The organism is Brevundimonas goettingensis (assembly GCF_017487405.1).
Taxonomy (GTDB): Bacteria; Pseudomonadota; Alphaproteobacteria; order Caulobacterales; family Caulobacteraceae; genus Brevundimonas; species Brevundimonas goettingensis.
The window spans coordinates 656,451-681,927 of record NZ_CP062222.1 but is presented as its reverse complement, the minus strand read 5'-3'; the positions used below and the strand labels follow the sequence as shown (position 1 = coordinate 681,927).

General features: G+C 68.0%; 22 protein-coding genes. 11 read left to right on the top strand and 11 right to left on the bottom strand.

Annotated elements, in window-relative coordinates; all coding sequences use genetic code 11:
* Window positions 1-101 precede the first annotated feature (101 nt).
* Window positions 102-2,030 carry a glucans biosynthesis glucosyltransferase MdoH gene (mdoH, locus tag IFJ75_RS03415; RefSeq protein WP_207871274.1) on the top strand — a complete coding sequence of 643 codons (1,929 nt, stop codon included), beginning with the start codon at window positions 102-104 and terminating at the stop codon, window positions 2,028-2,030.
* A 93-nt stretch (window positions 2,031-2,123) separates the two neighbouring features.
* On the opposite strand, the gene gcvA is transcribed toward mdoH, so the two are convergent.
* Window positions 2,124-3,053, bottom strand: coding sequence for a transcriptional regulator GcvA (gcvA, locus tag IFJ75_RS03410; RefSeq protein ID WP_207871272.1), 930 nt, complete (start codon window positions 3,051-3,053; stop codon window positions 2,124-2,126).
* 127 nt (window positions 3,054-3,180) lie between these two features.
* On the opposite strand from gcvA, the gene cysG reads away from it, so the two are divergent.
* The 6 genes from cysG (at window position 3,181) to IFJ75_RS03380 (ending at window position 9,334) form a co-directional block, all read left to right on the top strand.
* Entirely contained in the window at window positions 3,181-4,566 is a 1,386-nt protein-coding gene (cysG, locus tag IFJ75_RS03405; protein WP_207871271.1) for a siroheme synthase CysG, read from the top strand.
* Complete coding sequence (locus tag IFJ75_RS03400; RefSeq protein ID WP_207871269.1) at window positions 4,563-4,841, top strand: DUF2849 domain-containing protein; 279 nt, start codon at window positions 4,563-4,565, stop codon at window positions 4,839-4,841. The genes cysG and IFJ75_RS03400 overlap by 4 nt, the downstream gene beginning before the upstream one ends.
* Window positions 4,841-6,508, top strand: coding sequence for a nitrite/sulfite reductase (locus IFJ75_RS03395; protein WP_207871268.1), 1,668 nt, complete (start codon window positions 4,841-4,843; stop codon window positions 6,506-6,508). The genes IFJ75_RS03400 and IFJ75_RS03395 overlap by 1 nt, the downstream gene beginning before the upstream one ends.
* The gene (locus IFJ75_RS03390) at window positions 6,501-7,622 is read left to right on the top strand and encodes a phosphoadenylyl-sulfate reductase (protein ID WP_207871267.1); all 1,122 of its coding nucleotides are present in this window, start codon (window positions 6,501-6,503) and stop codon (window positions 7,620-7,622) included. The genes IFJ75_RS03395 and IFJ75_RS03390 overlap by 8 nt, the downstream gene beginning before the upstream one ends.
* A gap of 46 nt (window positions 7,623-7,668) precedes the next feature.
* Window positions 7,669-8,697, top strand: a complete 1,029-nt coding sequence (locus IFJ75_RS03385; RefSeq protein WP_207871265.1) for a cysteine synthase A — start codon at window positions 7,669-7,671, stop codon at window positions 8,695-8,697.
* A 100-nt stretch (window positions 8,698-8,797) separates the two neighbouring features.
* Window positions 8,798-9,334 (top strand): hypothetical protein, encoded by a 537-nt coding sequence (locus tag IFJ75_RS03380; RefSeq protein WP_207871263.1) that lies wholly within the window; start codon window positions 8,798-8,800, stop codon window positions 9,332-9,334.
* A gap of 3 nt (window positions 9,335-9,337) precedes the next feature.
* Here the strand turns inward: IFJ75_RS03380 and IFJ75_RS03375 are convergent, their stop codons facing one another.
* Window positions 9,338-11,113, bottom strand: coding sequence for an SLC13 family permease (locus IFJ75_RS03375; RefSeq protein ID WP_207871261.1), 1,776 nt, complete (start codon window positions 11,111-11,113; stop codon window positions 9,338-9,340).
* A 146-nt stretch (window positions 11,114-11,259) separates the two neighbouring features.
* On the opposite strand from IFJ75_RS03375, the gene IFJ75_RS03370 reads away from it, so the two are divergent.
* Window positions 11,260-12,315 (top strand): mechanosensitive ion channel family protein, encoded by a 1,056-nt coding sequence (locus tag IFJ75_RS03370; RefSeq protein WP_207871256.1) that lies wholly within the window; start codon window positions 11,260-11,262, stop codon window positions 12,313-12,315.
* Here the strand turns inward: IFJ75_RS03370 and IFJ75_RS03365 are convergent.
* From IFJ75_RS03365 to rlmJ, 4 genes are all read right to left on the bottom strand, one after another.
* Window positions 12,312-13,397: an HlyD family secretion protein gene (locus IFJ75_RS03365; RefSeq protein ID WP_207871254.1), complete on the bottom strand. Its 1,086-nt coding sequence runs from the start codon at window positions 13,395-13,397 to the stop codon at window positions 12,312-12,314. The two genes, IFJ75_RS03370 and IFJ75_RS03365, sit on opposite strands and share 4 nt — an antisense overlap.
* Before the next feature lie 32 nt (window positions 13,398-13,429).
* Window positions 13,430-15,106: an MFS transporter gene (locus tag IFJ75_RS03360; protein ID WP_207871252.1), complete on the bottom strand. Its 1,677-nt coding sequence runs from the start codon at window positions 15,104-15,106 to the stop codon at window positions 13,430-13,432.
* The gene (locus tag IFJ75_RS03355) at window positions 15,103-15,657 is read right to left on the bottom strand and encodes a TetR/AcrR family transcriptional regulator (RefSeq protein ID WP_207871250.1); all 555 of its coding nucleotides are present in this window, start codon (window positions 15,655-15,657) and stop codon (window positions 15,103-15,105) included. The genes IFJ75_RS03360 and IFJ75_RS03355 overlap by 4 nt, the downstream gene beginning before the upstream one ends.
* Before the next feature lie 101 nt (window positions 15,658-15,758).
* On the bottom strand, window positions 15,759-16,574 hold the full coding sequence (gene rlmJ / locus IFJ75_RS03350; RefSeq protein ID WP_207871248.1) for a 23S rRNA (adenine(2030)-N(6))-methyltransferase RlmJ: 816 nt from the start codon (window positions 16,572-16,574) through the stop codon (window positions 15,759-15,761).
* A 105-nt stretch (window positions 16,575-16,679) separates the two neighbouring features.
* Here rlmJ and IFJ75_RS03345 point away from each other — a divergent pair, with 105 nt between their 5' ends.
* The 3 genes from IFJ75_RS03345 to IFJ75_RS03335 all read left to right on the top strand — a co-directional run bounded on the left by IFJ75_RS03345 (window position 16,680) and on the right by IFJ75_RS03335 (window position 20,737).
* Window positions 16,680-17,714 (top strand): DNA topoisomerase IB, encoded by a 1,035-nt coding sequence (locus tag IFJ75_RS03345; RefSeq protein ID WP_207871247.1) that lies wholly within the window; start codon window positions 16,680-16,682, stop codon window positions 17,712-17,714.
* Window positions 17,715-17,785: 71 nt separating this feature from the next.
* Window positions 17,786-18,187, top strand: coding sequence for a hypothetical protein (locus tag IFJ75_RS03340; protein ID WP_207871245.1), 402 nt, complete (start codon window positions 17,786-17,788; stop codon window positions 18,185-18,187).
* A gap of 105 nt (window positions 18,188-18,292) precedes the next feature.
* A complete protein-coding gene (locus IFJ75_RS03335) occupies window positions 18,293-20,737 on the top strand; it encodes a TonB-dependent receptor (RefSeq protein ID WP_207871243.1) in 2,445 nt (814 codons plus the stop codon).
* Here IFJ75_RS03335 and IFJ75_RS03330 read toward each other — a convergent pair.
* The 5 genes from IFJ75_RS03330 to trhO form a co-directional block, all read right to left on the bottom strand.
* Window positions 20,715-21,164, bottom strand: a complete 450-nt coding sequence (locus IFJ75_RS03330; RefSeq protein WP_207871241.1) for an RrF2 family transcriptional regulator — start codon at window positions 21,162-21,164, stop codon at window positions 20,715-20,717. The two genes, IFJ75_RS03335 and IFJ75_RS03330, sit on opposite strands and share 23 nt — an antisense overlap.
* A gap of 29 nt (window positions 21,165-21,193) precedes the next feature.
* On the bottom strand, window positions 21,194-22,246 hold the full coding sequence (gene tdh, locus IFJ75_RS03325; RefSeq protein ID WP_207871239.1) for an L-threonine 3-dehydrogenase: 1,053 nt from the start codon (window positions 22,244-22,246) through the stop codon (window positions 21,194-21,196).
* Window positions 22,246-23,436, bottom strand: a complete 1,191-nt coding sequence (locus IFJ75_RS03320; RefSeq protein ID WP_207871238.1) for a glycine C-acetyltransferase — start codon at window positions 23,434-23,436, stop codon at window positions 22,246-22,248. Before IFJ75_RS03320 ends, tdh begins: the two co-directional genes overlap by 1 nt.
* A 72-nt stretch (window positions 23,437-23,508) precedes the next feature.
* Entirely contained in the window at window positions 23,509-24,429 is a 921-nt protein-coding gene (locus IFJ75_RS03315; RefSeq protein ID WP_207871236.1) for a DUF4232 domain-containing protein, read from the bottom strand.
* Window positions 24,430-24,467: 38 nt separating this feature from the next.
* On the bottom strand, window positions 24,468-25,445 hold the full coding sequence (gene trhO, locus IFJ75_RS03310) for an oxygen-dependent tRNA uridine(34) hydroxylase TrhO (protein ID WP_207871235.1): 978 nt from the start codon (window positions 25,443-25,445) through the stop codon (window positions 24,468-24,470).
* Window positions 25,446-25,477: the final 32 nt, after the last annotated feature.

Here is a 25,477-nt window from a genome sequence, read left to right as displayed (position 1 = left end):
CTCTGTGATTGATTTTCACGAAAATGCGTTCATGCTGCAATGCAGTAGTCCGCGCCTCCTCCGCCTCCCAAGCGCGGACTTTCGGGGAAATCAAAGCCGTCATGAACAGCCTGGCCCTGCGTAGCGAAGACTTCCTGTCCGGAGCCGTCGAATACGGCGCCGATGGATGGCTCCCCGACGAAGCGCCGCTGGACATGCCGCGCCAGGCTTTCGACGTTGAAACCGCGACGGTTTCGGCGCCCCTGCCGACCACCCCCGCCAAGGTCAAGGCCCGCCGTTTGGTGCTGTTGGCCGCCACGGTCGTGGTGACCGCCTTGGCCGCCGTCGCCCCCTTCATCCTCTACGCCCGCCACGGCTTCGACGGGCTGGAAGCCCTCGCCTTCGGCTTGTTCCTGATTCTGATCGCCTCGATCGCCTGCTGGTTCTCCAACTCGGCCATCGGCCTGTGGGTTCTGATGACGGATCGCGAGCAGGACGACCTCGACTTCCGTCCGCACCCGGCGGCGCCGACGACGCGCACCGCCTTGCTGATGCCGCTCTATAACGAGGACGCCCACACCGCCCTGGGCCGTCTGGCCCAGATCGACGCCGGTCTGGCCCGCCTCGGCGTGACCGACGCCTTCGACCTGTTCGTGCTGTCGGACACGAACAAGCAGGAGGCCCTGATGCTGGAACAGGCCGCCTTCGCCGGTTTCCGCATTCGCGCCCATTCCCAAGCTTTCTATCGTCACCGCGAAAAGAACACCGAGGCCAAGTCGGGCAACATCACCGACTGGACGCGTCGCTGGGGCGCAGCCTACGAATTCATGATCGTGCTGGACGCCGACTCGACCATGGCCGGCGAGACCGTCCTGCGTCTGGTCGACGCCATGGAGCGCAATCCGGGCGTCGGCCTGATCCAGACCGCCCCGACCATCGTCAAGGCCTCGACCCTGTTCGCCCGCGTCTCGCAGTTCAGCGTCAAGCTGTATGGCCGCGTCGCCGCCGCCGGCCTGGCCTGGTGGACCGGTTCGGAAGGCTCCTACTGGGGTCACAACGCCATCCTGCGCACCCGCGCCTTCGCCGAGGCCGCCGGCCTGCCGGTCCTGCCGGGCAAGAAGCCGTTCGGCGGCCACATCATGAGCCATGACGTCGTCGAGGCCGCCCTGCTGCGCCGCGCCGGCTGGGCCGTCCACGTCACCGCCGCCCTGGACGGTTCGTGCGAAGAGACCCCGCCGACCATCACCGACTTCATTCGCCGTGAGCACCGCTGGTGCCAGGGCAACCTGCAGCACATCGCCCTGCTGGGTTCGCGCGGCCTGAACGGCGCCTCGAAGATGCAGCTGTTCATGGGCGTGCTGGCCTATGTCGCCTCGCCGCTGTGGTTCGCCTCGCTGGTGACCGGCCTGGTGATCCAGCTCTACTATCCGATCGACTGGGCATCGTTCTTCTACTTCCTGCACCCCGAGTTCTCGCCCTTCATGCTGGCCTCGCTGTTGGCGGGCGTGCTCCTGATCGGGCCCAAGATCATGGGCGCGGTGCTGGTCCTGTCGCGTCCGCGCGAGCGTCGCGCCTTCGGCGGCGGCGTGCAGATCATCAAGGGCATGTGCGCCGAGATCTTCCTGTCGGCCCTGCTGGCCCCCATCCTGATGGTCGCCAACACCAAGGCCGTGCTCAAGATCCTGTGCGGTCAGGACGCCGGCTGGCACGCCCAGCAGCGCGACGCCGACGGCATCACCTGGTCCGACGCCTTCCGTTCGATGCGCTGGCAGATGGGCGTGGGTCTGGGCTTCTGCGCCGCCCTCGCCTTCCGTCCGGACCTGGCGACCTTCTTCATCCCGATCGTGGCCCCCCTGCTGCTGGCCGCGCCAATCGCGGTCTGGACCTCGCGCCGCGCCACCGGCGAGGCTCTGGCGGCAAAGGGCTATCTCGTCACCCCGGCCGGCGACGAGCAGAGCTCGACCCCCTCGGTCCTGCACGGCCCGATGCGTCCCAGCCCGATGCGCGAAGAATCCCGCGTCGCCGCCCTGCGCGCCCTGTCGAACGCGTAAGCGGGACACCAAGCCAGAACAAAAGGCCGCGCACGGACATCGTGCGCGGCCTTTCGCTTCCGGTCCCCGCCTTCGCGGGGACGATCGGCGGGCTTACAGTTGCCCCATCGAGTTGTCGTGATGCACGGCCTGCTGCTTCAGCCAGTCGACGAAGGCCACTGCGCTGGGCGAGGCCGGGCGGTCGCGCGGCAGAACCACATGATAGGCGAAATCTACGGCCTGACTGCCGTCGGCGAAGGGGGCGACCAGACGGCCGGAGTTGAGGTCGGCCTGGGCAAGGGTCCGTTTGGCGAGGGCCACGCCGCGTCCGGCCAGCGCTGCCTCGATCACCATGCTCGCCTGATTGAACCGCGCGCCGCGTCGGGGATCGGGATGCTTCACCCGCCGCGCCTTCAGCCACATGGCCCAGTCGGGCCTGCCCGGATCGCCGTCCTCGGACATGTCGTGCAGCAGGGTGTGATGGGCCAGGTCCGCCGGGGTCCGGATCGGATGTTTGCCGTCCATCAGCGAAGGCGCCGCGACCGGCAGCACCGTCTCGGCCATCAGCCGCTCGACGACATGGCCGGGATAGTCGCCGGGGCCGTAGCGCACGGCCAGATCGGCCCCGCCCTCCCCGAGGGTCGCCGGCTCCATATCGGCCGAGATCCAGACTTCGATCTCAGGATGGGCGGCGTGGAAATCGTCCATGCGCGGCATCAGCCATTTCGAGGCGAAGGACGGAGCGACGCTGATCGAGACCTGCTTCCTGCGCGGCGGCTCGCGCAGCAGGGACGAGGCGTCCATCAGCCGCTCGAACCCCTCGCGCAGCAGGGGCACGGCGCCGCGCCCCAGATCGGTCAGCTGCAGCCCCTTGGCCTCGCGCTTGAACAGCGGCCCGCCGACGATGTCCTCCAGCAAGCGGATCTGCTGGCTGACCGCGCCGGGCGTCACCGCCAGCTCATCGGCGGCGCGCGAGAAGTTCAGGTTTCGCGCCGCGCTCTCGAAGGCGCGCAGGGCATTGAGGGGGAGCAACGGTCTGGCCATGGCCGTTAGAAATCCTATCACCGCGCCAAAGACAATCTGGTTTGTGCATCGCACCCCATGAGCAGAGGGTCAGATCACGACCCACGGACAGGCTTACCCCTACCGATCGAGGCCGGTGGAGCCTGACATGAGAGTTTTTCTGGCGTCCATTCCGATGGACGACGCCCGCATCATCATCGTTGGAAGCGGCGACGCCGCCCTGGCCAAGTTGCGCCTGTTCGGCCAGACCCCGGCTGAGGTCGTCTGGTTCGCGCCGGGCGGCGCCCCCGTCGGCCCCGGCGCCTTGCAGGGCGGTCCCGCCCCCATCGAGCGCAGGCCCGAGGCTGCCGATCTGATCGGCGCCCGACTGGTCTTCATCGCCGTCGAGGACGAAGCGGTCGCCCGCGATCTGGCCGCGCTCGGCCGTGCGGCGGGCGCCCAGGTCAATGTCGTCGACCGTCCGGCGCTCAGCGACTTCCACACCCCCGCCCTGATCGACCGGGACGAGGTCGTCATCGGCGTCGCCACCGGCGGCTCGGCCCCGATCTTGGCGCGTGATGTGCGCAGCCGCATCGAGGCGGTCCTGCCCGCCGGCCTGACGAGCGTGGCGAAGCTGGCCCGCGACCTGCGCGACACCGTTATCGCCTCCGTCCCCGACTTCCTGGCGCGCCGCCGGTTCTGGGAGAAGGCCTTCCGCGGCCCCGCCGCCGACCTGGCTGCCGCCGGCCAGACCGCCGAGGCGCGCCGCGAGATGCTGCGCCTGCTGAACGTCGCGGCTCCTGAACAAGGCGTCGTCCATATCGTCGGCGCCGGTCCGGGCGATCCCGAACTGCTGACGCTCAAGGCCCTGCGCGTGCTTCAGGACGCCGACGTCATCATCCACGACCGTCTGGTGCCTGACGCGATCCTCGAACGCGCCCGCCGTGACGCCCGTCGTCTGTACGTTGGCAAGGCCCGCGCCGAGCACTCTGTGCCGCAAGACCAGATCGAAGCCCTGATGGTCGAGGAGGCCCGCGCCGGCCACCGCGTCGTTCGGCTGAAGGGCGGCGATCCCTTCGTCTTCGGCCGGGGCGGCGAGGAGCTGGAGGCCATGCGCCGCGCCGGCGTCCCCGTCTTCGTGGTGCCCGGCATCACGGCGGCGATCGGCTGCGCGGCCTCGGCCGGCATCCCCCTGACCCATCGCGACCACGCCCAGGCGGTGACCTTCGTCACGGCCCAGGAGAAGCCCGGCGGGATCGCGCCGGACTGGAGCCGTCTGGCCGCGCCCAACCACACCCTGGCCATCTATATGGGCGCCGACCGCGCCGAGCAGACGGCGGCAAACCTGATCGCGGCGGGCCGCTCGCCCGAGACCCCGGTCGCCATCGTCGAGAACGGCAGCCGCCCGGACGAGCGGGTCATCAACGGCGTGCTGAGCGACCTCGGCGGCCTCGTCGCCCGGTCGAGCCTGACCGGCCCGGCCCTGCTGTTCGTCGGCGAATGCGCGGCCTTCTCGGCGGCGCAACTGGATGTGCGCGCGGAGCTGGTTGCATGAAGCTGATCACCGCCAACCGCCTGTCCGACGGCCGCGTCATCTATGTCGGCGAGGACGCCTCCGTGGTCGAGGACATCGCCTCGGCCGCCCTGTTCGACGGCGACGCCGCCGACGCCGCCCTGATCGCCGCCGCCAGCCGGCCCGCGACCTTCGTGAACCCCTATCTGGTCGAGGTCACTGGCCACACCCCCTCAGGCCGCGACCGGCTGAAGGAGACCATCCGTTCGGCGGGTCCCACGGTCGGCAACAGCCTGAGGCACCACGAGACCGCCTGATGTACCGCTATGACGAGTTCGACGCCGCCCTGGTCCGGGAACGGGTCGAGGAATTCCGCGACCAGGTCGAGCGCCGGGCATCCGGCGCCCTGACCGAGGACGAGTTCAAGCCGCTGCGGCTGATGAATGGCGTCTACCTGCAGCTCCACGCCTATATGCTGCGTGTCGCCGTCCCTTATGGCGTCATGAACGGCGGCCAGATGCGCAAGCTGGCCCACATCGCCCGCACCTATGACAAGGGCTACGGCCACTTCACCACCCGGTGCAACATCCAGTATAATTGGCCCGCCCTGACCGACCTGCCGGCGATCCTGTCGGATCTGGCCGAGGTCGAGATGCACGCCATCCAGACGTCCGGGAACTGCATCCGCAACACCACCACCGACGTCTTCGCCGGCGCCGCCGACGATGAGGTGGAGGATCCGCGTCCCTGGTGCGAGGTCATCCGCCAGTGGTCGACCATCCACCCCGAATTCTCGTTCCTGCCGCGCAAGTTCAAGATCGCCGTGGTCGCGTCGCAGAAGGACCGCGCCGCCATCCGCACCCACGACGTGGGGCTGCAGATCGTGAAGGGCGCCGATGGAGGGACGGCCTTCCGTGTCTTCGTCGGCGGGGGTCAGGGTCGCCTGCCGCACATCGGTCAGGAGATCGCCCCGGCGGTTCCGGGCCATGAGCTGCTGGCCTATCTGACCGCCATCATCCGGGCCTGGAACCTGCTGGGCCGCCGCGACAACATCCACAAGGCGCGGATCAAGATTCTCGTCGCCTCGCTCGGCATCGACGCCTTCCGCGAAGAGGTGGACCGCCACTTCGCCACCCTGCGTCAGGAGGCCCTTCAGGTCCCGGCCGAAGAGCTGGCCCGTATCCAGGCCTATTTCGCTGCGCCTGCCTTCGCCGACCTGCCGCGCCAGTCAGCCGCGTTCGATCGCGCGGTCCTGGCCGACCCCGACTTCGCCCGCTTCAGCCGCAACAATGTCCGCCGCCACAAACAGGTGGGCTACGCCTCGGTGATCATCTCGCTGAAGCCCCTCGACGGTGTGCCCGGCGACATCACCGACGCCCAGATGGAGGTCGTCGCCGACCTGGCCGAGCGCTATTCGTTCGACGAGGTCCGCGCGGCCTATGAGCAGAACCTCGTTCTGCCCCACGTCCGGCTGGACGACACCCCTGCCCTGTGGCGCGAACTGCTGGCGACGGGACTGGGCACGCCCAACGCCGATCTGGTCACCGACATCATCGCCTGCCCGGGGCTCGACTACTGCTCCCTCGCCAACGCCCGATCGATCCCGGTCGCCCAGGCCCTGTCGAAGCGTCTCGCCGATCTGGACTGGCAGGAAAAGGTCGGTCCGGTCCGCATCAATATGAGCGGCTGCATCAACGCCTGCGGCCACCATCACGTCGGCCACATCGGGGTTCTGGGCGTCGACCGGAAGGGCGAGGAATATTACCAGATCACCGTCGGCGGCTCGCCCGACGAACAGGCCGCGCTCGGCGAGATCGTGGGTCGGTCCCTGCCCGCCGACGAGGTCGCGCCGGCCATCCAGCGCGCGCTGGATCGCTATCTCGAGGTCCGCATCGAGGGCGAGCGGTTCATCGACACCGTCCGCCGTCTGGGCGCCGATCCCTTCCGCGACGCCATCTATGCACACGAGTTCGCCAATGCCTGAGCTGCAGCTTCTCGACTCCCTCCACAACGGCCCGCGCTTTAGCGTCACCACTCCGCTCGAGGAGGTCGAAGCCGCGGCGGCGACGACCGATGTGCTGGTGCTGGAGTTCGACGCCTTCCGCGACGGGCGCGGCTTCTCCCTGGCCTCGGTCCTGCGCGAGCGGGGCTATACGGGGCGGCTGATCGCCGCCGGCAAGGTCCTGCCCGATCAAGCCCGTCACCTGCGTCGTACCGGCTTCGACGCGGTCGAGCTGAACCCCGGCGCCGATCAGGCGACCTGGCGGCGGATGGATGGTGCGTTCAGCGCCGCCTATCAGGACGCCGTCGACCCCGAGCTCACCATCTGGGAGCGGCGCGCCGCCGCGCGGGCCGCCCCCAATGCTGAGCTCCCCATCGCCCCCACCGAGGCCGAACTGGAAGCGCTCGCGGACCGTCTGAATACCGAGCTTGAGAGCGCTGATGCCGTGACCATCCTCAAGGCCGCTCTGGACCCCAGCCTCGGCCTCAAGGCCGCCGCCATCTCCTCCTTCGGGGCCGAGAGCGCGGCCCTGTTGCACCTGATCGCGAAGGAGGACGCGGCCCTGCCCGTGGTCTTCCTCGAAACCGGTCAGCACTTCTTCCAGACCCTGCAGTACCGCAAACAGCTGACGGAAAGCCTTGGCCTTTCCGATGTCCGGCTGGTCACGCCGGATGCCGCCGAAAAGGCCGATCTGGACGCCCGGGACGACCTCTGGAAGACCGACGCCGACGCCTGCTGCGACCTGCGCAAGACCCGCCCCCTGGCGCGCGCCACCGTCGGCTTCACCGCCCTGATCACCGGCCGCAAGCGGCATCAGAACGCGACCCGTGCGGCCCTGAAGCCGTTCGAGGTGCTGGACGGCGTCCTGCGGGTCAACCCGCTGGCCGACTGGGCCGCCGAGGATATCGAGGACCATCTGACCGCCCACGCCTTGCCGCGCCACCCGCTGGTCGAACAGGGCTACCTCTCGATCGGCTGCCACACCTGCACCCGGCCGGTGCAGGAGGGCGAGGACGCGCGCGCCGGCCGCTGGTCGGGGATGGACAAGACCGAGTGCGGCATCCATCTGGGACGACGTGAGCCCATCGCGGCCTGACCGACCTGCCTGCCCCTCGCCTGCCAGATTTACTGAAAGACCTCCCGTGACCGTTACCCGTTCCGTCACCGACCTGATCGGCAACACCCCGCTGATCCGGCTGAACCGTCTGTCGGAGGCGACCGGCTGCGAGATTCTGGGCAAGGCCGAGTTCATGAATCCCGGCGGCTCGATCAAGGATCGCGCCGCGCTGTCGATCGTCCAATCGGCGCGGGCCTCCGGCGCGCTCAGGCCCGGCGGGACCATTGTCGAGGGCACGGCTGGTAATACGGGCATCGGCCTGGCCCTGGTCGGCGCGGCGCTGGGCCATCCGGTCGTGATCGTCATTCCCCGGACCCAGTCCGAGGAGAAAAAGCAGGCGATCCGCTCGCTGGGCGCCCGTCTGGTCGAGGTCGACGCGGCCCCCTTCTCCAGCCCCAACCACTTCGTCCACTATTCGGGCCGCCTCGCCGCCGAGCTGAACGAGCGCGAAGCCAACGGCGCGATCTGGTCCAACCAGTTCGACAACCTGGCCAACCGCGAGGCCCACTACGCCACCACCGGCCCCGAAGTCTGGACCCAAACCGAGGGCAAGGTCGACGCCTTCGTCAGCGCCGTCGGCTCGGGCGGGACGCTGGTCGGAGTGTCCCAGTATCTGCGCGAACGGAACCCCGACATCCGCATCGGCCTGGCCGACCCGGCGGGCGCGGCCCTTTTCAACTGGTTCACCAAAAACGAGATGAGCTCCGAGGGCTCGTCCATCACCGAGGGCATCGGGGTGGCGCGGATCACCGGCAATCTGGAGGGCTTCACGCCCGACTTCGCCTACCGCATCGAGGACGCCGAGTTCCTGCCGATCCTGTTCGATCTCGTGAAAGACGAAGGCCTGTCGCTGGGCGGTTCGGCGGGCGTCAATCTGGCCGGCGCCGTGCGCCTGGCCAAGGACCTGGGCCCCGGCAAGACCATCGTCACCTGCCTGTGCGACCCCGGTGCGCGCTATGCTTCCAAGCTGTTCAACGCCGACTTCCTGCGCGGCAAGGGCCTGCCGATCCCCGACTGGGCCTCGGACGCCGCGCCGGAGATCGTGGCGGCCTGAGACGATCCGACTAAAGTCATAGGTTGCGGAAAAGACTTCCGAAACCATGACGTGTCACTGATGTCCGGGTCGCTCCGACGTCAGCACGCGCTCAGGATCCATGACCGTCCGCCTTCTCGTCATCGCCGCGGTGCTCTGGGTCTTCTCGGCCCTCGCGGCGCCGGCGCACGCCCAGATTCAGATCGCCTACAGCCCGACGGGATCGCCGGCGCTGGGGCGGATCGTGCGCGACAGCGGAGCCTCGACCTTCACCATCGGCACCAGTGGCGCGGTCACGCGGACTTCCGGCAGCGCCATTCGCCTGTCCAGCGCCTCGGTCACCCCGCCGACGATCACCATCTCCTGCGGCTTCCTCAACCTGGAGGGTCTGTGTGCGCTGCGTCAGGTGCGGGTGACGGTACAGGCGGTGCCGAACGCCAATGCGAAGATCACCCATTTCTACATCAGCGGCCTGCTGGGCAACCTGCTGTTCGCGGGCACGGCGCCGCCGTCTGGGTCCAGCATGAGCTTCGATCTCAAGCCTCTGGGTCTGCTCGGCACCGGCACCTTCACCCTGGGCATGGACGTCTGGATCTCGGGCGGACTGGCGAGCGGCCAGTACAACTTCGATTACGTCGTCACCGCGACCTTCATCTGACGCCTAGAGTGGCCAGAACAGCAGGATCAGGGGCGGACCGGCCAGTAGGACCAGCAGGCTCAGCGGCGCCCCCAACCTCGGATAGTCCGAAAACTTGTAGCCGCCCGGGCCCATGACCAGCGTATTGCACTGGTGCCCGATGGGGGTCAGGAAGTCGCATGCCGCGCCGACGGCCACCGCCATCAGGAAGGGATCGGGGTTGAAACCCAGCTGCCTGGCCAGGGTCGCGCCGATGGGAGCCACGATCAGCACGGTCGCGGCATTGTTAAGAAAGGGCGTCACGGCCATCGAGGCCAGCATGACGCCGCCGACCGCGATCACCCCCGGCATGCCGCCAAAGACGTTCCTCAGCAGGCTCGCGATCAGGTCCGACCCGCCGGTGTTCTGGATGGCGTCCGAGACCGGGATCAGGGCGGCGATCAGGACCAGCAGGGGTCCGTCCAGCGCCGCATAGGCCTCGCGCATCTTCAGACCGCCGAGTGCGACGATGACCACCGCCGCGCCGAAAAAGGCGATGGCGACGGGCACGACGCCGAAGCCGACCAGGGTCATGGCGATGGCCAGGGTCACCGCCGGCAGGAAGCGTTTGCGCACACTGCCCAGCCGCACCTCTCGCTCGGCGAGCGGCAGGAGGTCCAGCGCCTTGAGCGCCGTCGGCAGGCTCTGCTCCGCCCCCTGCAGCAGGACGATGTCGCCGGGCTGGAGTTTGGCCGTCCTCAGGTGCTGGGTCAGCTCATAGCCGCTGCGCGACACGCCCAGCAGGTTGATGCCGTGCTGGCCGTAGAGGTCTGACTGGCGCACCGACTGGCCCTGCAACAGGGAGTTGCGGCCGACCACCGCCTCGACGACGGCGATTTCCTCGCTGGACCTCTCCATCACAATGGGATGGTTCTCGCGCACCAGCCTCAGCTTCGAGCGACCGAGGAATTCCTCCAGCGCCTGCTGTTCACCCTCGACCAAAAGGACGTCGCCGGGGCGGATGACGGTATTGCCCCGCGGGCGGGGTCGGCGCTTGCCGTCGCGGATCAGGGCCATGACCCGCACATCCCCCTCGCCGCATTCGGTCAGGACCTTGATCGACATCGAGCCCGGGGCCCAGTCCTCGGGCGCACGGACCTCGGTGGCGTAGGCGTTGGCGGCCAGGGCCGCGTTCAGGTTCGCTGCCCCCTGCCGGTTCTTCGGCAGCAGCCGATAGCCGAAGGCCAGGAAGGCGAGCGCGATGGCCGTCAGCCCCAGACCGACCGGCGCATAGTCGAACATGGCGAAGGGTCGGCCGAGGATTTCGTGGCGGACCTCGGCGACGATGATGTTGGGCGCGGTCCCGACCAGGGTCACCATCCCGCCCGCCATCGCCCCGAAGGCCATGGGCATCAGCAGCCGCGACGGCGCCGATCCGGTCTTCCTCGCCACCTGAAGCGCCACCGGCATCATGATGGCCAGGGCGCCGACATTCTTGGTCGCCATCGACAGCAGGGTCACAGCCCCGGTCAGGACCGGCACCTGACTGCGCTCGGTCTTCAGGTGCGGCAGCAACCGCCGCATGGCCAGTTCGATGATCCCCGACCGGGCGAAGGCCGCCGAGACGATCAGGGCGCAGGCGATGATGACGGTGACGTCGTTCTTGAACCCGTCGAAGGCCGCGTCCGCCGGGATGATCCCGACCGCCAGCCCCAGCACCAGGGCCACCACCGCCACCAGATCGTAGCGGAACCGCCCCCAGACGAAGGCCCCGATGGTCAGGGCGATCAGTCCGAACGCCAGCCCCTGTTGCAGTGTCACGCGGTGTCAGCCCCTTGGAACGCTCGGGGCCTCAACCCGTGGCGCGCTTGGGCGTTCCGCTGCTCAGGAGTTCGCCCCATTGAAATCCGCAGGCCGGTACGGACCATGCCGCCGGAACCGCCCCGCTGTCCGGACGCTGACGCCCCATGGCCCTGAATGACCTCGAGAAGCTCAACGACACCAAGCTTCTGGTGTTCAGCGGCTCGACCCTGACCATGGGCGGGATGCTGACCGGCACCTTGATCATCGCCGCCTCGATCATTCTATCGAAGATCGTCGGCCGGGGGCTGAAAGGCCTGCGCGAGCGGTCGTCGCAGAAGTCGACGGCGGCGCTCTATCTGCTCGAGAAACTCTCGACCTACGGCCTGGTCATCCTGGGGGTGATCTCGGGCCTGACCACGGCGGGGCTGAACCTGTCCTCCATCGCCGTCTTCGCCGGGGCGATCGGCATCGGCATCGGTCTGGGCCTTCAGGGGGTGGTCAAGGAGTTCGTCTCGGGCCTGTTCCTGATCTTCGACCGGATGGTCTCGGTCGGGGACTATGTCGAGCTGGAGAGCGGGGTGCGCGGCGCCATCATGGAGATCGGCCCCCGGGCGACGCGGCTGCGCACCAATGACAACGTCAACATCATCGTCCCCAACTCGACCTTCATCCAGGATCCGGTGACCAACTGGACGCTGAAGGGGGACACCCGCCGCATCCACATCCCCTTCAAGGTCGCCTATGGCGCCGATCGCGGGAAGGTGCGTGACGCCGTGCTGGAGGCCGCCCGCGCCAGCCCCTTCACCCTTGCGGAGACCGAGGCGCGCAAGAGTCAGGTCTGGCTGGTCGGTTTCGGCGAGAACGGCCTGTCGTTCGAACTGGTGGTCTGGCCGACCCGGGCCGCAGTCAAGCGGCCGGCGGGGATGCACGCCGCCTATACCTGGCTGATCGCCGATGCGCTGGACGCCGCCGGGATCGAAATCCCCTTCCCCCAGACCGACATCCGCCTGCGCAGCGTCTTCGGCGAGGAAGGGGAAGCGGCGATGGAGCATCTCGGCTGGGCGAGGCCGAAGACGAGACGGGAGGCCGCGAAGCCCATCACGTCTGCGCAGACCGCCGCGCCCGCACCGAACGATGCGGCGGAAGAGCTGCTGAGCCCCCAGACCGATCCGACCGACCCGGACAACGAACCGGAAGACGTCGCGGACCGGAAGTCCTAGACGCCCGAGGTGTCGATCCGCGCGACCACCGACATGCCCGGCGCCAGACGGGTGGTCACTTCCTGATTGGGGTCGATGGCGATCCGCACCGGCACCCGTTGGGCTACCTTGGTGTAGTTGCCGGTGGCGTTGTCGGGCTTGATGACGCTGAACTCGGAGCCGGTCGCAGGCGAGATGCGCTCGACGCGACCGAGCAGCTTCGCCCCCCCGAGGGAATCGACCGTCATCTCGACCGGCTGGCCGATGCGGATGTTCTTCAGCTGGGTCTCCTTCATGTTGGCATTGACCCAGATGAGGTTGGGCACCAGCGAGGTCAGCTGCGTGCTGCCGGCGACTACCGACTGACCCAGCCGCACCGCGACCTCGCCGAGACGGCCGTCGGCGGGGGCGACGATGCGGGTGTTGTCCAGATTGATCTGCGCCAGACGGACCTGGGCGCGGGCGGCCTCGACCGCCGCCTCCAGCGAGCCTCTGGAGACCACCGCCGAGGAGACGCCGGTCTGGGCCACGCCCTGCAGGGCGTTGGCCTCGGCGACGGCGGCCTGGGCGGCGCGCAGCGAGGCCTGGGTGGTATCGATCTGGGCCTGGGCGACCCAGCCGCCTTCGAACAGTTTTCGGGCGCGCGTTGCATTGGCCTGGGCCTGAACCAGGGCCGCCTGGGCGGAGGCGATGGAGGCGCTGCGCTGCGCGACCGTCCCTTGCGCCGACGCCTGGGTGTTGGACGAGTTGGCCAGCGCCGCCTCGGCCGCGTGCAGGTTGGCCGTCGCCTGATCCAGCTGCTGGCGATAGATGCGGTCATCGACCGTGGCCAGAAGCTCACCCTGCTTGACCACCTGATAGTCCTGCACATGGACGGAGGTGACGTAGCCCGAGACCTGCGGGCTGATGATCGTCACCTGACCGCGCACGAAGGCGTTGTCGGTGTGCTGGATGGCGCCCGAGAAGGGCGGCAGCTTCCAGGCGTAGAGCACCAGGCCGATGCCCACGAGGGCGACCAGACCCAGGATCACGCCGAACAGGGCGCGTTTCGTCGGGGCGGCGGGAGCCGGTGCGGGGGCGGAGGGAGCGGTGGTGTCGGTCATGACGGGTCTCGGGGGCGCGGGTCTCGGGGAAATCAGTGGGCGGAGGCGGCCGCTTCAGCGGCCTCGCGGGCGGCGGCGCGGTGCGCCTTGATCCTGGGGCGGAAGTGCACGAACGTGGTCCACAGGCAGCCGGCGGCGGCCGCCAGGGCGATCAGCAGGAAGACGTCGTTGTAGGCGAGGACGTGGGCCTGGGTGGTGATCTGCTGGGTCAGCAGGCTGACCCCGTCGCCGGAGCGCAGGATCTGGTCGTTCTGAACCCGAGCATAGGCGCCGCCCAGCTGTTGCAGCCTCAGGACGGTGGCCGGGTCGCCCATGTTGACGGTCTCGGCGATCTGGCTGGAGTGGAATTTCTCACGGATCGTCTCGATGGAGCCGACGAGGGCGGTGCCTGCCAGGCTGCCGACGTTCTGGATCACCGAGAAGGTGACGATGAAGCTGACGAGGTTCTGCGGCGCCCTGGTCAGGACCTGGGTGATGCCGATCATCAGGGCCGGGCCGATGAACAGCGCCGAGGCGAAGGCCAGCAGGGCCTGGCTGAAGTAGAGATTGACCGGCCGGGTCAGGCTGGTGGCGTGGCTGTCGATGTAGGCGCCGACGGCGATCAGGGCCAGGGCGATGGCGATGGGCTTGTAGAGCTTGGCCATGTTCAGGGTCAGGGCGCTGGTCGCCGTCCCCGCCATCATCGCGATCAGGACCACCCAGAAAAGCGGACGCATCTGCTCCAGACCCAGGCCCATCTGCTGCAGGAAGCCGACCGAGCCCGAGGTCTGCTCCGACAGGACGACGCGCAGCAGGAGGATGGCGAGGATCAGCCGGATCAGGTCGCCGCCGCCGAGGAAGCGCAGGTCGATCAGCGGGCGCTTTCGATAGAATTCGATGATCATGGCCGTGGCCAGCAGCAGGATCGAGCCGATCAGGGCCCAGCCGATCCAGGTCGCCTCGGTCCACCAGACGTAGCGGCCCAAACCCAGCACGGCGCACAGCAGGGCGATGCCCGGGGCGAACAGGGCGAAAGTCAGGAAGTCGAGCGGCTGATAGGCGTCGATGCGCTGCGACGGCGGCAGGCGCAGGGCGAATATCCCGGCCAGGGACAGCAGGGCCAGCCCCAGCTGCGACAGGTTGAGCCCCTGCCAGTCGCCGATGTCGAGCAGATGGGTCGAGACGATCCGGGCGATCGGCACGGCGAAGCTGGACAGGCCAATCCCGACGATCAGCCCCTTGAGCCGGTGCGCGGCGGGGAAGGCCTGGATGATGTAGAGGAAGCCCAGCGTCGACATGCCCGCGCCGCAGATGCCCGCTACGGCTCGGGTCACCAGTTCCGATTCAAAGCTGGTGACGAAGACATTGGCGATCGAGACGGGCACGAAGATGCCCAGAATGATGCGGGTAAACGGCTGAAGCCCGTACTGCTGGCGGAACTTGACGAGGATCAGGTTCATGCAGGCGTTGGTCATGATGAAGACCACCGGCAGCCAGGCGGCCTCGGTCGTTGTCACCCCCAGATGGCCGGCGAGGCTCTGGATATTGGCCGTCACCACCGCATTGCCGAGGTTGCCGGTGATGGCCACCAGCAGACCGACGACGCCATAGGCCAGACGCAGCCGCCAGTGGTGGTCGGGCGTCGCCGGGGAGCCGATCAGGGTCGGCTTCTCATGCGGCTGAAGAGTCTTTTCGTACTCTTCCCAAGGCAGGTCGTGCGGGCGGGTCATGCGCGAATCCGGAGTCCGTCCAGCAGCAACGCGCGAATACGCTGTCCGAACATCTCGCGCTCTTCCGGCGTCGGTCGGCTGGCCCCGGCGCCGAGGATCATGGCGATGGCGCGGATGTCTTTCGGGCCCAGATCGGGACGGACCAGACCGGCGGCCTTGGCCCGTTCCAGCGCCCCCTCCCCGGCCTCGACCAGCTTGGTGCGGATGGGCTTGAGGGCGCCCGAGGACTGGGCCTCGCGCAGGGCCGCGTCGAGGCCGGCGTTCTTGCCCAGCACCTCGGCCAGCTGATCGACGAACCAGAAGAAGGCCTCGGGGTCGTCGCCACGCGCGCGGGTGCGCTGGGCCAGGTCCTCAAGCTGTTCCTCGAACACCGCCAGGGCCAGGGCCGTGCGGTCGGCGAAGTTGCGATAGAGGGTCGCGCGGCCGACGCCGGCCTTTTCGGCGATGACGTCCAGCGGGACGTTGTAGCCCTGATCGGCGAAGGCCTCGGCGGCGGCGACCAGCAGGGCGTCGCGTCTTTCGACCGCATCTTTTCGAGGGGCTCGGGCCATGCAGCGCTAAGTGGACACCAATGTCCGCTTTTGCAAGCCCATCAGACAGGTTGGCGGCAGATTTTCTTTCGCAGGTGCGAAATCATGCATGGTTCCGGCCGTCAGAGCCGCCAGACCTCGGACTTCTGACCCTCTTCCCCGAGCGTTCCGGCGACCCACCCGCAGATTTCGGCGGCGGCTTCGTCGGTCCCCGCGGGCGGATTGACCACCACCATGGCGCAGCCGTTCATCTTCATCGGATTGATCAGGGGGCGCAGACGGACCTCGGCGACAACCGCGGGATGGGCGGTCCCAAGCCGACGCAGGAAGCCGTCGAAGGTCTCCAGATCCTTGAGCGGGGTCCAGATGGCGATCGTCGCGTCGCGCCGCACCTTGAGGATGGCGAGGGTGGTGTCGGCGGTGCGCCAGTAGTCGTCAGGCTGCTCGAACGGCGGGTCGATCAGGACCAGGTCGGCAGGCCCGGCCGTGGTTTCGGCCAGCACGGCCTTGAACCCGTCGCCCGGACGGCCCGAGGCGTTCGGATGGCGACGCAGAGCCTCGACCAGCAAGGAGGCGACGTCGCCACTGATGTCGAACCCACCATAGCGGTCGTCAGGTCGAAGATGATGCGCGATCAGCAGGGGCGACCCCGGATAGAAGCGAACGCCGCCATTCGGATTGACCGCCCTCACCTCCGTCGCCAGGGCCTCGATCAGGGGCGGCAGACCTTCGGCCTGCATCAGCCGCGCCACTCCGGCCTCGGCCTCGCGTGAGCGCACCGCGTCGCCGGACAGGTCGTAGAGGCCGGCGCCGGCGTGGGTGTCGAGGACGGTAACCGTGTCGCGCTGGGCCTGACGAGCCTTGAGCAGCCAGAGGACAAGGGCGTGCTTGACCAGGTCGGCGAAATTTCCGGCATGAAAGCTGTGGCGATAGTTCATGCCTGCTCGTCCTCCGCCGACGCGATCAGGTCAAGCGGAACCGGCCACTGTTCCGAGCGCCAGCCGACACAGGAACCGGCGAACCTCGCGGAACGTTCGCCGCACATGCCCGACGGTTCCATCAGCTTCATCCCTGCTCACGAACTTCCCCATGAGGTTCCGAAGGGGCTTACGTATTGCAGCGACGAGAACCCCGGGCTGAGCCGAAGCCGCAGCGGGACGGGCTTTGCCTATCACGACGCGAAAGGCGCCCTGATCCGCGACAAGGCGGTGATCGACCGGATCAGGCATCTCGCCATCCCGCCCGCCTGGAACAATGTCTGGATCTGTCCGCGCGCCACCGGCCACATCCAGGCGACCGGCCGGGATGTGAAGGGGCGCAAACAGTACCGCTATCACCCCGACTGGAGCACGGCCCGGTCCGAGACCAAGTTTGACCGCCTGCCCGCCTTCGCACGCGCCCTGCCCAAGTTGCGCAAACGGGTCGAGGCGGATCTGGGCAAGCGCGGCGCGAGCCGGACCAAGGTTCTGGCCACCGCCGTACGCCTGCTGGAGATCACCCTGATCCGCGTGGGCAACGCCCAGTATGCGAAGCAGAACCGCTCCTATGGCCTGACCACCCTGAACAAGCGCCATCTGGAGGTCGACGGCGCCGCCCTGACCTTCGAGTTCCGGGGCAAGAGCGGGGTGGATCACAAGGTCAGCGTCCGCGATCGACGGCTGGCCACCGTCGTCCGGTCCCTGCGCGAACTGCCCGGCCAGCATCTGTTCAAATACCGGAGCGCCGACGGCGCCCTGTGCCCCATCACCTCCGACGATGTGAACGCCTATATCCGCGAGGCCATGGGCGACGGCTTTTCGGCCAAGGATTTCCGCACCTGGGCCGGGACGGTGTCGGCGGCGCGGGCCCTGCGCGACATGGATCCGGCGACCTCGCCCACAGACGCCAAGCGCCGGATCAACGTCTGCGTGAAGGCGGTCTCGGGCCTGCTGGGCAATACCCCCACCGTCTGCCGCGCCTCCTACGTCCACCCGGCGGTGTTCGAGGCCTATGTCGATGGCTCGCTGCGCAAGGTCCTGCCGGGATCGCAGACGGCGGGCTTCGAAAAGGCCCTGGTCAAGCTTCTGACCCAAGCATGACAAAAAGCTGAGTTGAGCACACGACGTTACGCGAGTATCGACACCCCATCATTCCTGAGGGGGAAATCGTCATGCGCCTGTCCAACGCCTTTCTGCGTCTCGCCGTCGTCTTCATCGTGATCGGGGTCAGCCTCGGCTACTATATGGGCTCGACCCAGAACTTCACCGCCTCGGCGGTGCACGCCCACATCAATCTGCTGGGCTGGGTGTCGATGTTCCTCTACGGCCTTTTCTATCGCGCTGTTCCTTCGGCCGCCGACGGCCGGCTGCCCAAGGTCCATTTCTGGTTCGCGGTGATCGGATTCCTGATCTTCATGCCCGCCCTGCTGGTCGAGGTGCTGCAGATCAAGGCCGCCCTGCCCGTCGCCCAGATCGGCCTGATCGTCGGCCCGACCCTGGTGGTCATCGGCATGTTCCTGTTCGCCTTTATCGTCTTCGGGGCCACCCGGACGCCCAAGGGCGCGCTCGCCTGACGGCGTTCTGCTGGGAGGAATGCTCCCAACTCGCGTTAGAAAATCCCCTTTTGCGAGATAGGGATTAACGGTCACGGTTCTTGGGCACAGCCAGGAGGATGACCCGTGCCCGCGACCTTGCCCCGAACCGCCCGCCGCCGAACGCGTGACCTGATTTCCCTGGCGGCGCTGGCGACCTGCGTCGCCGGGCCAGCGTTCGCCCAGACCGCCTTGCCGAGCGGAGGCGACGAAGGGGGAGCAGCCGCCGCGACACAGACCCGCCCCGTGGTGGATCCCAGCTACGCCAGCGTCGGCGACATCGTCGTCACGGCCCGCCGCCGTGACGAACGGGCCCAGGACGTGCCGATCGCCCTGACGGTGATCAATGAGGAGCTGCTCAACCGCACCGGCGCCTACAACGTCGCCCAGGTCACCCAGCTGGCCCCAAGCGTCCAGCTGCTCAGCCCCAACGCCCGCAACACCGCCATCACCATCCGGGGTCTCGGCGCCAGCTACGGCCTGGCCAACGACGGCCTCGAACAGGGCGTCGGCATCTATATCGATCAGGTCTATTACAGCCGCCCGGCGACGGCGACGCTCGACTTCGTCGACATCGACCGGATCGAGATCCTGCGCGGGCCGCAGGGGACGCTGTTCGGCAAGAACACCACCGCCGGCGCCCTGAACATCACCACCCGCGCGCCCAGCTTCACGCCAGAGGCCCAGGGCGAGCTGTCGATCGGCGACTATAACTTCGTCCAGGCCAAGGCGACGGTCTCCGGGCCGCTGATCGCCGATACCCTGGCTGCCCGCCTGTCCTTCGTCTCGACCCGGCGCGACGGCACGCTCGACAACGCCACCGTCGGTCACGCCCAGAACGCCCAGGAATCGATCAGCCTGCACGGCCAGCTGCTGTACCAGCCGACCGAGAAGCTGACGGTCCGCCTCTACGGCGATTATTCCGACCAGACGCCCGACTGCTGCACCCAGCTCTATGTCCGCGTCGGCGACACCGCCAAGCCCGTCAACCTGAGATTTGCGGCCCTCGCTGCGGGCCTCGGCTATGTCCCCGCCAGCACCAACCCCTATGACCGGACCGCGGACGTCGACGGGAAGATTCAGGCCGACCAGATCCAGCGCGGCTTCTCGGCGATCATCGATTACGATTTCGGCTTCGCCACCCTGACCTCGATCTCGGCCTGGCGGGCCTGGGACTGGCGTCCGGCCAATGACCGCGACTACACGGCGCTCGACATCACGCGCCAGTCGGCCAATCCGTCGGATCAGGACCAATGGAGCCAGGAACTGCGGCTGTCCTCCAACGGCCAGAACCGGATCGACTGGACCACCGGCCTGTACGCCTTCCACCAGGCGGTGGAGACGCATGGGATCACCGAGTACGGCCGCGACGCCTCCTACTGGCTGACCACGGTGCGTGATCTCGTCACCAACGCCCTCATCCCCGGCACCAACCCCGGTCTGCTGGATGGCTATACGGTGTTCAACAATTCCCGCATCGAGACAGACTCGGTCGCCGTCTTCGGTCAGCTGACGTGGAACATCACCGACCGCCTGCATCTGACGCCTGGCCTGCGCTATACCCACGAGGAAAAGAACGGCGTCTATGCCTCGACCGTCAGCGGCGGCGGCCCGGGCACTGCCGCCGACATAACGCGCCGCCTCGGCGTCTCGCGGCCGCAGGCCTATTCGGCCGAGATTTCCGACGGCGATCTGTCGGGCCAGGTCGCCCTGTCGTACGACGTGAGCGACAACGTTCTGGCCTACGGCTCCTTCGCGCGCGGCTACAAGTCCGGCGGGATCAACATGGCCGGCATTCCGAACCTGCCGGACGGCACGCCATCCCTGACAAACGCCACTGTCGAGCCCGAGGCTGTCACGACCTGGGAACTCGGCCTCAAGACCCAGTTGTTCGACAAGCGGGTCACCGCCAACCTCGCCGCCTATCGCACCGACGTCGATGACTATCAGGCCAATGTCGTCGACACCGGACCCGGCGCCCTGCGCGGCTATCTGGCCAATGCCAAGAAGGTCGAAATCCAGGGGATCGAGCTGGACGCATTCGCCCGGCCGACGCCCTGGCTGGACGCCTACGCCAACCTCGCCTGGACCGATGCGAAGTATGCCGACTTCACCAACGGCCCCTGCCCGCTGGAACTGATCGGAACGACCACCGTGGCCTGCGACCTATCGGGCAAGGATCTGCCGGGCGTCTCGCCCTGGGCGGCGTCAATCGGCGGCGAACTGCACAGCGACGTGAACGGTCTCGGCTATGCCGGCGAGGCCTATTTCGGCGCCGACGCCAACTATCGCTCGACCTACAATGCCGACGCTTCCGTCTCGAAATATACGGAGATCGAGGGCTATACGGTGCTCAATCTGCGGGCCGGCTTCCGGGCGGACAACGGCTGGGAGGCCTTCGTCTGGGTCCGCAATGCGCTCGACGAGGACTATCTGCAGCTGCTGACCGTTCAGGCCGGCAACTCGGGTCTGGTGCTGGGCACGCCCGGCGATCCCCGGACCTTCGGCCTTACGCTGCGGGCGAAATACTGAGGTCAGGCCCGATGGCGGCGGAGCCCACGAGGTCCTGGAGCGTGCGCCGTTCCAGGACCTCGGCCAGGGCGTCGCGGCCTTCCAGCAGGACGAAGCGGATGCTGCAGGTCGCGACATCGATACAGTTCTCGCAGGCCTCGAACCGGGTGCGCGAGGCGCAGGGCGTCAGGGCCAGGGGTCCGTCCATGACGCGGATGATATCGGCGACCGAAATCTCCGTCGCCGGCCTGGCCAAGGCATAGCCGCCCAGACGACCGCGCGAGCTGACCAGCAGTCCCTCGCGCTTCAGCCGCAGCATCACGGCTTCCAGATATTTTCGGGGCGCGGAGATGGCCTCGGCGACCTCGCCGATGGCGGCGGGCGTCGGGTGGCGTTCGGCGAGCGTCATCATCGCCCGCATGGCATATCGGGCCGTGTCAGACAGCATTGACGCCGTCCCCCATCACGAGAGTGTCGTCACGCCGCGTCCTGCCAGTTCAGCACGACCTTGCCCGACTGGCCCGACTTCATCGCCTCGAAGCCGTCGCGGTACTGCGAATAGCCCATGCGGTGGGTGATCAGGGGCTCCAGATCCAGACCGGCCTTGAGCAGGCCCAGCATCTTGCGCCAGGTCGTGAACATCTCGCGCCCGTAGACGCCCTTGATGGTCAGGGCCTTGAGGATGATCGTGCCCCAGTCCGTTTCCATCGGCTTCGAAGGAATGCCCAGCATGGCCATGCCGCCGCCCATGATCAGGGTGTCGACGCATTGCTTGAAAGCGATGGGCGAGCCGGACATTTCCAGCGCCACGTCGAAGCCGACCTTCAGGCCCAGCTCCTTCATCACATCGCGCAGATCCTCGCGCGAGGTGTTCACGGTGCGCACGCCGGGCGCAACCTTGTTCCCCAGATCGAGGCGATAGTCGTTGATGTCCGTCAGCACGACCGTGCGGGCGCCGGCGTGGCGCGCGACGGCGGCGGCCATGATGCCGATCGGGCCGGCGCCGGTGACCAGCACGTCCTCGCCCAGCAGGTCGAACTGCTGGGCCGTGTGCACGGCGTTGCCGAACGGATCGAGCATGGAGGCGATCTCGTCGGACACGTCGTCGGGCAGTTCGATGACGTTGAAGGCCGGGGCCACCACGAACTCGGCGAAGGCGCCCTGACGGTTCACGCCGATGCCGCGGGTGTGGGGGTCGAGGTGGAAGTGGCCCGCGCGGGCGGCTTCCGAGTTCAGGTCAATGACGTGACCCTCGGCCGAGACGCGCTGGCCGATCTTCAGCGGCCGGTTCACGTCCTTGCCGATGGCGACGATCTCGCCGGAGAACTCATGACCCGTGATCATCGGGGTCGGGACGTTCTTCTGGGACCACTCGTCCCAGTTCCAGATGTGGATGTCGGTGCCGCAGACGGCGGTGCGATGCACCCGGATCAGCACGTCCTCGGGACCCGCCTCGGGAATGGGCGCGTCGATCAGCTCCAGGCCGATCTCGGGCTTCATCTTGGCCAGGGCTTTCATCGTATCGGTCATCAGATCACTCCCAACTCTTTACCGGCCTGTTTGAAGGCTTCGACCGTCTGGTCGATGTGTTCGAACGTATGCGCCGCCGACATCTGCGTCCGGATGCGGGCCGCGCCGCGCGGCACCACCGGGAAGCTGAAGCCGATGACGTAGACGCCCAGCTCCAGCATCCGCGCCGCCAGGGTCTGGGCCAGTTTCGCGTCGCCCAGCATGACCGGGATGATCGGGTGCTCGCCGGGCAGAAGGTCGAAACCGGCGTCGGTCATGGCCATGCGATAGCGGTGGGCGTTGGCGCTGAGGCGGGTGCGCAGGGCGTCGCCTTCTGACCCCTGGGCGATGCGGATCGCCTCCATCGAGGCGCCGCAGACGGCCGGGGCCAGGGCGTTGGAGAAGAGGTAAGGCCGGGCGCGCTGCTTGAGCAGTTGGACCACGGGTGCGCTGGCGCAGATGAATCCGCCCATGGCGCCGCCAAGAGCCTTGCCGAAGGTGCCTGACAGGAAGTCGATCTTCACCCCGTGGTGGGCGAAGGAGCCCCTGCCCTGCGGCCCGAGGAAGCCGGTCGCGTGGCAGTCGTCGACCATGATCAGGGCGTCGTATCTGTCGGCTAGGACGCGGATCTCGTCGAGCTTGGCGATATAGCCGTCCATCGAGAAGGCGCCGTCGGTGGCGATGACGATGTTGCGCGCCCCGGCCTCGCGGGCTTCCTTCAAACGGCTTTCCAGCTCGTCCATATCGGAGTTGGCGAAGCGGTAGCGTTTGGCCTTGCACAGCCGCACGCCGTCGATGATCGAGGCGTGGTTCAGGCTGTCGGAGACGATGGCGTCCTCCTCCCCGAACAGGGGCTCGAACAGGCCGCCGTTGGCGTCGAAGGCGGCGGCGAACAGGATGGCGTCCTCGAAGCCGAGATAGCCCGCGATGGCGGCCTCCAGCTCCTTGTGGATGTCCTGGGTGCCGCAGATGAAACGGACCGAGGCCGTGCCCGCGCCGCGCCGGTCGGCGGCGGCTTTCGCGGCGTCGACGATGCGCTGGTCGCCGGCCAGGCCGAGGTAGTTGTTGGCGCAGAAATTGAGCACCTGACGCCCGCCGACCTCGATCACCGGCCCCTGTCGGGAGGCGATGACCCGCTCGGGCTTGGTCAGCCCCTGGGCGTCGATGTCGGCCAGTTCGGCGGCGATACGGGCGTGAAAGTCTGTCGGCATGGAGCCTCGGCAAGCGACTGCGAAGAGGCCCGCCGGTTACGCCGATTTCACCGTCATGACCAGCCGCGCCCCTCAGACCGTCGGCGCGACGTCCTCCGTCGTCGGCCGGATCGGGCTGACGTCTATGCGGCCGCCGCAGGGGGTGAAGGCCTGGGCGAAGGTGATGAAGTTGCTGTCGCCGGGCGCCGTGAAGCGCACCGTCGACGCGCTGGGGCAGACTCGCTCGCCCGCGCCCTCATTGGGCACGACGGTCCAGGCGATGTCGAAATACCCCTTGGCCTGGGGCGCCAGATTGACAGGACGCGGGGCCATGCCTCCGCTCAGATAGCTGCCCGGATGCTGGTCGACCTTGATCGCGGTCAGGCTGCGGCCACGGCCGTCCAGCAGGGTCACCGTCGGATAGCCGGTCAGGCTGCAGGCCTGGGTTCCGATGTTCTGCACGCCCAGGGTCGCCAGGCGATGGCCCATGCCGGCGTCGCCGCCGTCGGCCGACAGCTTCAGCTGATTGGTCTTGCACGGCAGGGCGGCGGGCAGGACGCCGCCGGGCGCGGGCACGGGCGGCTGGGTCGGGCCGACCGGTGTGTCGACACCCGAGGCCGGACGGCTGCAGCGCTCCAGAATGGCGACCCCGACATCCTGATTGGGCCCGAGGCGGCTGAGGGTCGCGGTCTCCTGACCGTCGCGGGTCGCAGTCCACCACTCGACGCCCGAGCCGGCGTAGCGGGCGCCGCTGGCCGCCTGGACGGTGCGAAGGGTATAGGTCTGGCCATTGTAGCCGAGCTGCGCCGTGGAAGTGTCGGGATACTGGACCACCACCGTCTTGCCGCTCTCGCAGGCATAGCCGATCGGCGGGGCGGGCGGCGCCTGGGGCGTCGTCGGGGCCTGGGCGGTCTGGGGCTGGGCCGGAGGCGCGGCCGCCTCGCGCGAGCAAGCCGCCATCAGGGCGGCGACGGCGACGAGAGCAGTAGCGGTCTTGGCGGCGCGGTGGGTCATGACGGTCCTCGGTTCGGCGAGGTTAACGTCGTTCTCTCTCAAAGGCTCCGCTTGAGGTTCACAGCAGCGTCCGCACCGATATGGGCCACGCCCTGCCCCGACGCGATCCCGACCTGCCGGTGACGCTCGGCATAGGCGGCGCGCTGTTCCTCCGTGCGATCCTGATGACAGGCCTCGCAGGAGACGCCCTCGACATAGAGGGGCGACAGCCGGCCTTCGGGGCTGACCGGCATGCGGCAACCGCGGCACAGGCTGTGGGTCCCCTCCTCCAGCCCGTGACCGACCGCGACCCGCTCGTCGAAGACGAAACACTCGCCGCGCCACAGGCTCTCGGCCTCGGGGATGTCCTCCAGATAACGCAGGATGCCGCCCTCCAGATGGTGGACGTCGTCGATCCCTTCGGCCTTGAGGAAGGCCGTCGCCTTCTCGCAGCGGATGCCGCCGGTGCAGTACATGGCGACCTTCGGCGGCCCCCCGGTCTTGAGTCGGCCCCCCTCGAACAGCGCCCTGCCCTCGCCCCGAACCCAGTCGGGGAAGTCGCGGAAGCTCTTCGTATTGGGCTGGATCGCGCCCTGGAAGGCGCCGACCGCGGCCTCATAGTCGTTGCGGGTGTCGATTACGATCGTCGCCGGATCGGCGATCAGGGCGTTCCAGTCCTGAGCGGAGACATAGGTCCCGGCGTCGGTGGCGGGATCGAGGTCCGGCTCGCCCATGGTCACGATCTCGGCCTTGATCCGCACCTTCAGCCGAAGGAAGGGCGGCTCGCTCGCCGTCGAGTATTTCAGCTCCAGGCGGTCGAAGCCCGGCAGGGCGTGGATGGCGGCAATGACCTCGGCGATCCCGGCCTCGGTGCCCGCGATAGTGCCGTTCAGCCCCTCATGCGCCACCAGCAGCGTGCCGCGCACGCCGTTGGCCGCGCAGACCGCCTCCAGCCCATCGCGCACGGCTTCGCGGTCCTCGATTCTGGCGAAGCGATAGAGGGCGGCGACCTGAAAGGGAGCGGGCGGGGAAATCATCGCGGGCTTATAGTCCGCACCCGCCGCCGGCG

What these genes read in the sequence shown, in the direction of transcription:
- mdoH (WP_207871274.1), top strand. Translation starts at nt 102, where the DNA reads ATGAACAGCCTGGCCCTGCGTAGCGAAGACTTCCTGTCCGGAGCCGTC.
- gcvA (WP_207871272.1), bottom strand. Translation starts at nt 3,053, where the DNA reads ATGGCCAGACCGTTGCTCCCCCTCAATGCCCTGCGCGCCTTCGAGAGC.
- cysG (WP_207871271.1), top strand. Translation starts at nt 3,181, where the DNA reads ATGAGAGTTTTTCTGGCGTCCATTCCGATGGACGACGCCCGCATCATC.
- IFJ75_RS03400 (WP_207871269.1), top strand. Translation starts at nt 4,563, where the DNA reads ATGAAGCTGATCACCGCCAACCGCCTGTCCGACGGCCGCGTCATCTAT.
- IFJ75_RS03395 (WP_207871268.1), top strand. Translation starts at nt 4,841, where the DNA reads ATGTACCGCTATGACGAGTTCGACGCCGCCCTGGTCCGGGAACGGGTC.
- IFJ75_RS03390 (WP_207871267.1), top strand. Translation starts at nt 6,501, where the DNA reads ATGCCTGAGCTGCAGCTTCTCGACTCCCTCCACAACGGCCCGCGCTTT.
- IFJ75_RS03380 (WP_207871263.1), top strand. Translation starts at nt 8,798, where the DNA reads ATGACCGTCCGCCTTCTCGTCATCGCCGCGGTGCTCTGGGTCTTCTCG.
- IFJ75_RS03370 (WP_207871256.1), top strand. Translation starts at nt 11,260, where the DNA reads ATGGCCCTGAATGACCTCGAGAAGCTCAACGACACCAAGCTTCTGGTG.
- IFJ75_RS03365 (WP_207871254.1), bottom strand. Translation starts at nt 13,397, where the DNA reads ATGACCGACACCACCGCTCCCTCCGCCCCCGCACCGGCTCCCGCCGCC.
- IFJ75_RS03360 (WP_207871252.1), bottom strand. Translation starts at nt 15,106, where the DNA reads ATGACCCGCCCGCACGACCTGCCTTGGGAAGAGTACGAAAAGACTCTT.
- IFJ75_RS03355 (WP_207871250.1), bottom strand. Translation starts at nt 15,657, where the DNA reads ATGGCCCGAGCCCCTCGAAAAGATGCGGTCGAAAGACGCGACGCCCTG.
- rlmJ (WP_207871248.1), bottom strand. Translation starts at nt 16,574, where the DNA reads ATGAACTATCGCCACAGCTTTCATGCCGGAAATTTCGCCGACCTGGTC.
- IFJ75_RS03345 (WP_207871247.1), top strand. Translation starts at nt 16,680, where the DNA reads ATGCCCGACGGTTCCATCAGCTTCATCCCTGCTCACGAACTTCCCCAT.
- IFJ75_RS03340 (WP_207871245.1), top strand. Translation starts at nt 17,786, where the DNA reads ATGCGCCTGTCCAACGCCTTTCTGCGTCTCGCCGTCGTCTTCATCGTG.
- IFJ75_RS03330 (WP_207871241.1), bottom strand. Translation starts at nt 21,164, where the DNA reads ATGCTGTCTGACACGGCCCGATATGCCATGCGGGCGATGATGACGCTC.
- tdh (WP_207871239.1), bottom strand. Translation starts at nt 22,246, where the DNA reads ATGACCGATACGATGAAAGCCCTGGCCAAGATGAAGCCCGAGATCGGC.
- IFJ75_RS03320 (WP_207871238.1), bottom strand. Translation starts at nt 23,436, where the DNA reads ATGCCGACAGACTTTCACGCCCGTATCGCCGCCGAACTGGCCGACATC.
- IFJ75_RS03315 (WP_207871236.1), bottom strand. Translation starts at nt 24,429, where the DNA reads ATGACCCACCGCGCCGCCAAGACCGCTACTGCTCTCGTCGCCGTCGCC.
- trhO (WP_207871235.1), bottom strand. Translation starts at nt 25,445, where the DNA reads ATGATTTCCCCGCCCGCTCCCTTTCAGGTCGCCGCCCTCTATCGCTTC.